At 59.8% G+C, this 8,483-nt stretch carries 7 protein-coding genes and 5 pseudogenes; 3 read left to right on the forward strand and 9 right to left on the reverse strand.

What is annotated here, in order from left to right:
- Both P0D89_RS49020 and P0D89_RS49025 read left to right on the forward strand, forming a co-directional pair.
- Window positions 1–631 (forward strand): annotated as a pseudogene (locus P0D89_RS49020) (hypothetical protein); the annotation flags it as partial.
- Window positions 632–642: 11 nt separating this feature from the next.
- Complete coding sequence (locus P0D89_RS49025; protein WP_408369880.1) at window positions 643–1,410, forward strand: hypothetical protein; 768 nt, start codon at window positions 643–645, stop codon at window positions 1,408–1,410.
- A 119-nt stretch (window positions 1,411–1,529) separates the two neighbouring features.
- Here P0D89_RS49025 and P0D89_RS49030 read toward each other — a convergent pair whose 3' ends face one another.
- The 4 genes and pseudogenes from P0D89_RS49030 to P0D89_RS49045 all read right to left on the reverse strand — a co-directional run bounded on the left by P0D89_RS49030 (window position 1,530) and on the right by P0D89_RS49045 (window position 4,847).
- Entirely contained in the window at window positions 1,530–2,189 is a 660-nt protein-coding gene (locus P0D89_RS49030; protein WP_408369877.1) for a hypothetical protein, read from the reverse strand.
- A pseudogene (locus tag P0D89_RS49035) lies at window positions 2,179–2,885 on the reverse strand (nucleotide-binding protein). Before P0D89_RS49035 ends, P0D89_RS49030 begins: the two are co-directional and overlap by 11 nt.
- 10 nt (window positions 2,886–2,895) lie before the next feature.
- The gene (locus P0D89_RS49040; protein WP_408369874.1) at window positions 2,896–3,360 is read right to left on the reverse strand and encodes a hypothetical protein; all 465 of its coding nucleotides are present in this window, start codon (window positions 3,358–3,360) and stop codon (window positions 2,896–2,898) included.
- A 1,217-nt stretch (window positions 3,361–4,577) separates the two neighbouring features.
- Window positions 4,578–4,847: a DUF1488 family protein gene (locus P0D89_RS49045; RefSeq protein WP_408379122.1), complete on the reverse strand. Its 270-nt coding sequence runs from the start codon at window positions 4,845–4,847 to the stop codon at window positions 4,578–4,580.
- Window positions 4,848–5,299: 452 nt separating this feature from the next.
- On the opposite strand from P0D89_RS49045, the pseudogene P0D89_RS49050 reads away from it, so the two are divergent.
- Window positions 5,300–5,473 (forward strand): annotated as a pseudogene (locus P0D89_RS49050) (porin); the annotation flags it as partial.
- 135 nt (window positions 5,474–5,608) lie between these two features.
- Here P0D89_RS49050 and P0D89_RS49055 read toward each other — a convergent pair.
- From P0D89_RS49055 to P0D89_RS49070, 5 genes and pseudogenes are all read right to left on the reverse strand, one after another.
- Window positions 5,609–6,325 carry an alpha/beta fold hydrolase gene (locus P0D89_RS49055; RefSeq protein ID WP_408379124.1) on the reverse strand — a complete coding sequence of 239 codons (717 nt, stop codon included), beginning with the start codon at window positions 6,323–6,325 and terminating at the stop codon, window positions 5,609–5,611.
- A gap of 359 nt (window positions 6,326–6,684) precedes the next feature.
- Window positions 6,685–7,455: a molybdate ABC transporter substrate-binding protein gene (locus P0D89_RS49060; protein WP_408379126.1), complete on the reverse strand. Its 771-nt coding sequence runs from the start codon at window positions 7,453–7,455 to the stop codon at window positions 6,685–6,687.
- A gap of 112 nt (window positions 7,456–7,567) precedes the next feature.
- A pseudogene (locus P0D89_RS54740) lies at window positions 7,568–7,756 on the reverse strand (IS6 family transposase); the annotation flags it as partial.
- A gap of 130 nt (window positions 7,757–7,886) precedes the next feature.
- Window positions 7,887–8,195: pseudogene (locus tag P0D89_RS54745) on the reverse strand (aldehyde dehydrogenase family protein); the annotation flags it as partial.
- 3 nt (window positions 8,196–8,198) lie between these two features.
- Window positions 8,199–8,429, reverse strand: a complete 231-nt coding sequence (locus P0D89_RS49070) for an aldehyde dehydrogenase family protein (protein WP_408369862.1) — start codon at window positions 8,427–8,429, stop codon at window positions 8,199–8,201.
- Between the last annotated feature and the right edge of the window lie 54 nt (window positions 8,430–8,483).

An 8,483-nucleotide genomic window follows, 5' to 3' on the forward strand; every position in this document is an offset into this window, starting at 1 on the left:
GCAGCGCCTCGTCGCGCAGAAGCTCGACGCCGCCGCGGAGGAGGTCCGTGCCGAGCGATGGGGCTGGACCGAAACGCGGGTCGAGCGCGACTTTTTGGAACTCAACCGCCACGGCAGGCTGCGCCCCGTACAGCGTCCGTATACAGAGGACGAACAACGCGATATGGATGCCCTCACCGCGCAGCAGGACGAACTGGCCGAAAAACTTGAGGCACTGTCGGAGGACGACGAAAACGCCTATGAGGAAGCCGATCTCATCAATGAGGAAATCGGGCGCGTCGATACGGCGATCATCGCGCTCGAAAGCCGCGCCATGGTTTGGGACTCGGATCAGATAGCCGAGGCCGGTGCGTTCGTGATCGTCGGCCCACAAGGCGAACTGCTCATCGAGCGCGGCCTCGTGCGGCGCGAGAACAGCGCCGCCCTTGACGCGGCAGGCGCAACTGTCACCGGCACGTCGGAAGCCGAGGCCCGGCACACGTCAGGCACGCTGGCACCGAAGGTCAAGCCCGTCCATAGCGCGAGACTATGCCAGATGCCAGCGGCTCACCGCGCATCGCACCGTTGCCATCCACGCGGAACTGATCGCGCAGCCTGCCGTCGCGCCTCGCGGCGCTCCTGCGGCAACTGATCCCGCAGGCCATGCCAGAGCACTATGGTCACACTTCTGCGCGCAACTATCTGGCGTTTTCCGGCGAGAACAACCACGAAAACCTGCTGCGCGCGGCGAACGACCTGTCCACCACCCCCGCATGGAACGCTATCGAGGCGCAGCGCGCACGCTGGATCGCGGAACTGCCTGCGAAATGCATCGATCTGCTGCCGTGGCTCGTCCAGCAAGACCCCGCCACGACGCTGCTCGACCTGCTCGCGTTCTGCACTGGCACCCTGCTCGACGGCATCGAGGCGGAGAAAAAGCCGCATGCGATCAATGCGCTTGCGGGCGCGCTGAACCTCGACATGACGAGGTACTGGACGCCCACGCGCGCCTCGTATTTCGATCATGTCAGCAAGGCGCGCATCGCGGACGTCGTCGCCCCTGCCGTGTCACCAAAGATCGCCGCCGATCTCGGTAAGATGAAAAAGACCGACGCCGCTGCCGCCGCCGAACTGCGGCTCGCAAAGGCCGCATGGCTCCCGGAAATCCTCACCGATCGCGAAATCCCGGCCGCACCCTCATGGAATATCCACGTCGATGAGGACGGGGCGGACGCAGGGAACGGCGAAGGTGAGACGCAGGACGACGAGATTGCCGACGCCGAAGCAGATGTCAACAAGTGCAGCGAGCACATCAACAACACGCCTCGCAATGCAGAAGCATCCCCCGTCACCCGCAATAACGTGCCCCAGCGGCCTTTACCGACTGCTGCCAGCGAAAGTATCGCGAGCGCTGATCGGCACGACGCGTAAGCCCGACCCTTGCCATGGTAGCCGGGCAAGGCAGACGGCGGCCCTTTCAAGGCCTGCCGTCTGCCTGCCGGAACTGCACCCGCGCGACAGTCCGCGCCCACCCAATGATATCCTTTCGACTAGCTAACCAACCCAGTTGTAAGGAGCAGGCAGAGGACGGCTACGCCCACCAGCAACAAGCGATTCATCGAGCGTGCAAAACGCCTTTCCATCCGCGTAGCCATCGCCTCCACACGCTCCGTCGCTGCCTCAATCGCCTGCCCGAACGCGCTGACCGCGCTGTCCAGTCGGTCGCGCTGCTCGCGGGCCGCAACTGCTGCAACACCGATCAACCGGTTGCCTGCCGTGCGCGCGACCTGAGTTGACATGCGCTCAGTCAAGGCAATCACTGCGGTCTCGTTGAGTTGCGCGAGTGCTGCCTGGTACCGCTCCTCGTGCTCCTGTATCAGCTTTTTCGCCAACTGGATCGTCCCCTTGCATCGCTCCAGCGCATCCCGATGCTGCTGCATCAGCGCGTCGATCGCGCCACCTATTTCCCGGCGTGCGGCTTCGAGACTACCCTCGCTCGCCCACCGGATTCGCTCCGGCATCGTTTCGTACATGCGCACGTAGTATTCGAGGACAGCGATGATCGACCATAGCGCGTCATTGTCATGCAGGTTCAACGCGCTCGATACCCGGTGCATGCGGGCCAGACTGGCCCCGTCAGGAACATCCCCCGATACCTCCCGAAACAGGCGGATAAGCCGATCGACCGGATTCGCCCGCCTATTGCTCATAGGTGGTTCCCTCGGCGTTGATCACCTTCGAGAACATGGCATTGCACAGCGCTCGCCATCGCAACAGTTCCGCCCGCTCCCCGATGTGCATCACCTCCGCCGCCTTGCGGATGGAAATGCGTTGACTGCGCAGTTCGTCCGCAACTCGATCCGCCAGATCAGGGAAGTCGAGCGACCGCCCCTTCGTCTCAATGCACCTGCGAAGCTGCGACTCCTCATACAGCGTGAATTTGTCCGATGCACCGAAGTAGCCATTTCGAACGACGTGTGTCAATGTATCCGGAAACGTCTGCCCGAAAATATGCAGCAATTCAAGGCTATCGCGCTGCCGGTTGATCACCCATAGCACGACAAGTTGCCGTTGCAACTCATCCAGCGTTCGGGCCAGCGTCCCGCCGTATCGAGTCACCCCTATCTGATTGCGTGCTGCGTGTTGACGATCACTGCCGCGTCCCTGTGTGTATCGCAGAAGTTGACGAATCCGATCCAGCCATTTGCATCGTCGAGATCATAGGCTGCGCACTTGATCTCGTCCCTGAGCGCTTTCATGACATCCGGATTCGATGTATCTGTTTCCAGCAGTACCGCGTGAATATTCTGTCGCTGCAAGTAGTCCGCAAGGGCGAGCGTCACCATGCTTTTTCCAACACCGCCCTTGCTTCCGCCAACCAGATAAATGGGGTGAGTCGTACCCATGACCAATCTCCTACAGATTTTCAATATCAGGCCGGATCTCAAACGAGAACGCATCGCGAATCTCCATTGATTCTGGCTGGCTTGCGCCCCTTCCCCGTTGTTGCCGTGTATCGTCGTGCGCGTTACTCACACGCGCACCCTTTCGCTTTGCAGCATGCCTCGAACGGGACGATAGTCCCGCCTCGCTCTTTCCCTGTAGATTGGCCATTCTGGAAGTCGCGTCGGAAGGCGCTGGGTGATACAGCGCATACTTGACCGCACCGATGCTGACATCGAGCCCGTTGCGTCCGGCCTCCTGGACGATCTCTTCGAGCGTATAACCTTTCGCCTGGGTGGCAGTGATATGCGCCCGGATCTCTTTCATCGCATCGCTGACCGTGACGCGTTGTTCGTTCCGGGCTTTCTCCGGTAGCGCCTCAAGGGCATGGACAAACTCATCCCACTGCGCCCGTGTGTAGCTCTTTGCACCCGGCACGATTCACTCCCATGCATCGTCTTTGGATCATCATGCGAATCGCGAAACGGCTCGTCAATCCCCCCTCCGACGGTCGGACTGCACGATCGGAACTGCGCGGAATACGCAGGAAACCGCTGGAACAGAGAAATATTTTTGCTACCCTACCCAAGCCGTCCGCTTTCAGGCGGGCATATCGCAGGCCAGGGCTATGACTTGGCGAACAGGTACACAGCGACGTCCGGATCGACGCGCTACACCCACGAACCAGAACCCACTAGTGAGCAATCCCCAACGGAGCGTCTGCGAAATTCAATCGACCATGCCGGCAGATTTGATCAGATAGCTCTACGGACTTCTTGGGCACACATCGCAAACCGGTGCACGTGAGCTAGCCGACATATGGCAGGAACCCGTCAGACTGAGGCTATGTTTCTGTGCGATCAGCAGAATAGCCCCGCAAATTCGCCCGGTTGACTTCGGGATCGGAGTCAACATACAGACACTGCCGATCCCGCCGACTCGATAGACACAATGATCTCAATCTCCCCGGGCGCGCTGACAGACTCTTTGCACAGAACCCACGGAATCGCACAAGTGACCACGCAAACTCAGCGGATCAACCTCGCAGAAAATGTCGAATTCTGCAGCCGAAATTCAACATTGAAAAAGTGATGGCAGGATAGGCTATCGCCGGTTTTGGGCGCCATGCGCAATGCACTTCTACCAGATAAACATGGTCGCGGACTCAGTAACCTTGCGGTTTCAACCAGCGCTCTCGCGTCGACCGGGATCCTGTTGCGCATTCCGGTAGTGTGATCGATCAGATCCACGCGACATCGAGAACTGTATTCGTGACCGCCGAATAGCTCGCCGTCTGCGGCGGCGTTCAGAGACTGAACGTGCGCTACTTCAGTCCGCCGGGCACGATGTCGCCCAGGACTGCTTGCAAAGAACCGCGCGCGTTAGAGGTGTCGTCGCGGCCCGCGGGCGTCGGTTATTGCGATCATTGTTAGCTCGTCATGAGGTGGCTGCTTTACGGAAAAGCGGCCCTTCTGCTCTGTCGGTCGGGGTCCTTGAGGAAATGCAAAGAGCGATAGTGCTTCGAGCCGGACAACCCCAGCCGATTCGTGCTACCCGCCATTGCGACACCTGGTTACCGCGAAACGATCATGCTTTCATCTTGTGTTTGCCCGATGAACGTCCCGGACGCACGAGTCATCGTCATGTAGTTTTGGTTACCGGGTCGCGAAGTCGTTGCCGGCAAGCCACAGCGGATCGCCTGGCCGCGCAAGTAGCTTTCTTTGTGCGACTGCGACGATACGGTTGCGACCATTTTCAAAAGTCTTGAGTGTTCGCGTCGCCTCGGCGTCACTCGGCAGCCAGAAGTGTTCTTCGAGCGCGTCACGCGCAATCGCGCATTCGACGTCGCGGCCGCAGGCCGACAATATAAAAACCACAGCGCGCCAATCCGGCGAGACGGCGGGCGCGCGATCAAGAACTTCCATAACGTACCTCGACGAATATCATTCGCGGTCTTTGTCTGCACTGCGCCGCGCAACGATAAATCTACCAGAAGTTACACGCAGCGCGGTCGTCAAGGAGGTTGCGCCGCCCTCACCGGGTTCGCCCAGTCGCGCGCCAAGAGCGAGGCAGCGCGCTCGTCGGCGGCCCCGCGTGTGCAGGGGGCGAAGCCAACAGACAGCCGGCTTGGAATCAATAGTGCACTATTTGAACTAAAAAGATCACGAAAAGTGATCATCTTAATTATGTCAAATTCAGGCAATCTATCCTTTCGGGACTATCCTACTTCGCGTAGCGAAACGGGACTTGCATTCTGCGCTCGTTTCTTCGGCTCCGTCTGGCGGCTGGTTGCGGGCGCAGCTAAGCTGCGAGGCCCGGGCGGATGACAGTTAGTCGCGCATTAGACCTTTCGGCTTCGTTGAATATGCACCAACCCGGTACTGACTATTTCCTTTCGAAGCGCACCGATGTCTACTTCGTCGGCATCTATCAAAAGGCTGCCGGTACGGATTCGACGGGAAGTGCGGCGGTTGTCGCGATCAACGGCGTGACTCCATCGAACGACAATCATCAGGTCGTGCTTCGTGTAGGCATGCGGCATAAGTTCTAACGGGCGGCGCCGCCCACGACGGCAGTCGGCGCTCACGAGAATGTGGCCCGACTGATCAGCGGACCCCACACGAAGCTGGTGCGGCAGCCAGATGCTCGAGCTGCCCTCCCCGGCTTTTGCACGCTCTCGCTTACGTCAGGCTGAACGCTGCGGAGGCATCGTGAAGAAGGCATGCATCGCATGCCAGATTCGATGCCGGTTGATGCCCAGCACCGCAATGTGAGCCACTCCCTTGATCTCGCAAAACTGCTTGTCCTTGTTCGGCAACTGCGAAAAAAAATCGAGCAGCTCCGCATCGGTCGCATTGCCGTCATGTTCGGCTCTCGTCATGCAAACGGGACACTGCAGCCGTTTCGGATCGACCATCGGCATATGAATCGCCATATCGATGTAGGTGCCGTTTGGCGTCCGGTTCGTGAGCTTGAGTTCATAGTCGCCCAATGCCTTCGGCACTTTGGGATCGACCGTCGACGGGTCGTCGCGGGCGAAGATGGCATCGAAGCTCGCCTGCGAGGTTGGGCGGAAGCTGCTGGCCTCGAGGGCCGCGATGTTCGCGCGACGCCTCATGATTTCCGGCGCGCCCTCGCCCGTATAGGTGATCGCATCCAGGACCATCCGCTCCACGCGGTCCGGCTCTTCCATTGCAAAGACGCCCAGACGGAGGGCGCCGGACGACTGACCATAAAACATGAACGCTTTTTGGCCAGTCACCCTTGTGACAATCGGCATCGCGGCTTTCAGGTCCTCGACACCGGAGCGGACATCGGAGTTTGAATCCGTTTGCGACGAGCGGCCGTAGTTTTCATGGTCCAAGGTCCAAACGTCGAAGCCGTAGCGAGCAAACTCGTCCATGAACGAGTAGTTCTCCGCTCCCGGCACTTGCAGGTCGAAGCCCCCCCGGCCCGAAAACGACGAACCGTGCACAAGGAATAACACAGGCTTCCGGCCGGAATTTGCGTTGCGGTCGTCCGCGAGTCGCTTGCGATACAGATACAGTTTCACCGCACCCTTCTGCGCCCAGTGATCTTCGGCAATGATCTGCGGCGCCGCCGCGCTGGCAGAGAGCGGCACTGCCGTGCCCATCAGTGTCAGCGCCACGCCTTGCAGCAAGCGGCGTCGCTGGACCCGCTGCTGCGTGTCTTTCGTGTTGCTCATTGCTTTTCCCCGTTTATGAGACTCTTGACGCTACGACTCCTCGTGCACGGAATGAATCAATTGGCCGGTGAGACGAGGTCGAATCCGTTCGCCTTCAAAGACGTTTGCACTGCTGGGCCGGTGAGATAGGAAAGGAGTTTTTTCGCTGCATCCGGATGCTCGCTCATTGTGCCGACGCCCGCTGCGTAGGTCGTTACGAGTTGCAGATCTTCCGGGATCGGTCCGACGACGCTGGCGCCATGCACTGGCTTGATTTCGCTGATCTGCCCTAATCCGAGGGACACTTCGCCTCGTGCCATCGCTTCCATGGCGGTTTGCCCTTCCGGATAATATTTGACCTTGTGACGCACCGTGCCGCCAATCCCCAGGCGGTCGATCAACCGGGCCAGATAGATGCCGGAGGTAGCGCCGGTGGCGGGGTCGGCCATACCGATCGAAGGGGCATCGAGCAGGACCTTCGTGAACGCCGGGTCGTCATTGATCGCGGGCAACGCGGCACCAGCTTTGACCGCGACTCCGAGCCGCACGCGCGCGACATCGACCTGCGAACCCTTCCTGACAAGATCGCGCTCGGTCAGTTTGGCGAGGGGCTCGGGTGGAACGATGATGAGGTCGAAGGCCTGGCCCGATACTGCCCGGTCACGTACCTGTCCCGCGGTGCCGTAGATGACGCGCACGCGATCGCCTGCTGCAGCCAGATATCGTTCTGGCAGGTTCTGCAGTGCGCCTTTCATCGCAGCCGCTGAGAGAATGATCAAATCCGCCGCGTGAGCGGAGTGCATCGTGACCAACCCCATCGCAAGCAGAAGTGCTATTTTTTTCTTCATGAGAATGTGCTTCGGTGAGCATCACTGAGTACGGCATTGTCAAGTTGTCGAATGGGCTTTGTCAAGTTGACGGCTGTAGGCTATCTTCTTGGATAAAGCGTGGTTATCCTAATTAAATAAATTTCTGGAATGCGACGGTGACACTCCAATCATGCCATACGGCAAAGCGATCTTTGAGTACGGCGCGATGACATGCCGCGTTCATCTGATGTCTGACCAACGCGAAGTGCCGCCGGATTGGGCCGAAGCATGAGAGAAACGCTTGCTTTCGACGCGCATCGCAAAAGCCGGACATCTGGCGGGCTCAAGGTAGACGCCCTCGTCCCGCAGGTGTTCTGGAATGCCACCGCCCCCCAGCACCTTCGCGCCCTGGGCGACCCTCGTTCGAACATCGCCAGGATGCGAGCGCGCGAACGCTCGGAACTCACCGGGCCGGGTCGTGTCCTGATGTCGGCTGGATCGCCTACGCGGATCGACGCGATCTTCGCCTTGAATTTCTTCACAAACGTTGGATAGATCGATTCCTGCACCAGAATGCGCGCGCCGCACACACAGGTCTGCCCCGTGCCGATGAACGCTGCGAACGCGGCGCCATTCACCGCGCGATCGAGGTCCATGTCGTCAAAGAGGATGGCCGCGCCCTTGCCGCCAAGTTCGAGCGTCGCCAGTGCGAAAGTTTGCGCGGCAACCAACAGATGCCGCGCGCGCGGCGCCCGCTTCCTTCTCCTCGCCGTGCACAACGTTCACCACGCCGTCCGGGACACCGGCCTGCGGCAGCCAGTTCGACGAGCCGCACGTGCCGTGAGCGGCATCTGTTCTGATGCCTTGATGACCACGCTGTTGCCGGTCGCGAGCGCCGGTGCGAGACTCTTCGACAGAATCATCAACGGATGGCTGAATGACGTCATCAACGCACGCACGCCAAGTGGCACGCGCTCGGTATAGCAGAGATATGGACCTTCGATGAGGATCACAATCCCACCGGCGGTCTGTCCGTTTTAATTTGACATGTTGACAAAGTCGGTTCG

The organism is Paraburkholderia sp. RL18-085-BIA-A (assembly GCF_046027075.1).
In the GTDB taxonomy this organism is placed as follows: Bacteria; Pseudomonadota; Gammaproteobacteria; order Burkholderiales; family Burkholderiaceae; genus Paraburkholderia.